This window comes from Bartonella sp. MU70NMGDW (assembly GCF_042194085.1).
GTDB lineage: Bacteria > Pseudomonadota > Alphaproteobacteria > Rhizobiales > Rhizobiaceae > Bartonella > Bartonella grahamii.
This window is the reverse complement of record NZ_JBHIMK010000405.1, coordinates 1-1,035: the sequence shown is the minus strand read 5'-3', so window position 1 is coordinate 1,035 and position 1,035 is coordinate 1. Positions and strand designations below refer to the sequence as shown.

The window sequence follows — 1,035 nt, the reverse complement described above, 5'->3', positions numbered from 1 at the left end:
GATTTCAAACTGCACTGCCTCTCGTCTAGACACAATACGCCTAAGTACAGCAATGTCATTAAATACGATTTGCTACAATTTGTCAACATAAAAATAACACATATTGATATATTCAAAGGGAATCAGTTAGTGATAATTCCAATAAAACCAATTAAAGAGCAATAAACATGACAATCGTATTAATTATCTTATGTATTCTACTATTACTTCCATTTATTGGAATTATACTGGAAGCCTTATGTGCTATAATTGGTTACGGTATAGGTGCCGCTATGATTGGAGGTCTTATTTTTCTATTAATAATAGGAGCAAAGTTCTTAGGATTTATATATAGCTTGTATTTAATAATAGCGTTTCTGGTATTGATTACAATTTATAACCTGAAATCAAACGGAAACACATGGGGAGAAGCAATTTCATACAGCACTGCAGTATTTTTACCACTGCTTATCTTATGGTCTCTTACGTGGCTTCTCGGTTGGAATCCTGATATGATCGATATAGCATCAGTATTGATGCTAATAGCGGTAGTATGTTCTATTATTGCGATCCTAATCACATTCAATCCTCCGACGGAAGATATTAAAGTCTATTCTGGACTTATAGTTAAAATATATTGCGTAATATCTATATTTTTGGCAGGTCTTTGTTGGAGCAAAACGACGGCAATAATAACGGCAATAGTATCAGGAATAATATTAATTGGCTATTTCATTAGGGTTGCAATGATTGCATGTTCAGATAATGATAAACCTGATGAAGAAAAAGTCTCTAATAAAAATGCTTTCGAAGAGCATTAAGAGCAACACGTAATGAATTCACAAGATATGGTAGCATTTGATCTTCTATCACGAGGTACTGTAGCGCAGCGTGAAGATTGTACTGTCTATAAAGGCATTGTGCTTCTTTTAGTGCCTCTTGCGTGTTTATAAACTGCTCTGTTGCAAATGCTACCCATTTATCTCTTGCCTTATCATCTGAAGATGACGGCATTTCGTCATAAATCGCATTAGGCAAGCCTTTTGCACAAAGGTA

General features: G+C 34.6%; 1 protein-coding gene and 1 pseudogene. One reads left to right on the top strand and one right to left on the bottom strand.

What is annotated here, in order from left to right:
- The first annotated feature begins 167 nt into the window (after nt 1–167).
- Entirely contained in the window at nt 168–800 is a 633-nt protein-coding gene (locus tag ACFIKE_RS11295) for a hypothetical protein (protein WP_174888842.1), read from the top strand.
- Here ACFIKE_RS11295 and ACFIKE_RS11290 read toward each other — a convergent pair.
- Nucleotides 772–1,035 (bottom strand): annotated as a pseudogene (locus tag ACFIKE_RS11290) (hypothetical protein); the annotation flags it as partial. The gene ACFIKE_RS11295 and the pseudogene ACFIKE_RS11290 overlap by 29 nt on opposite strands.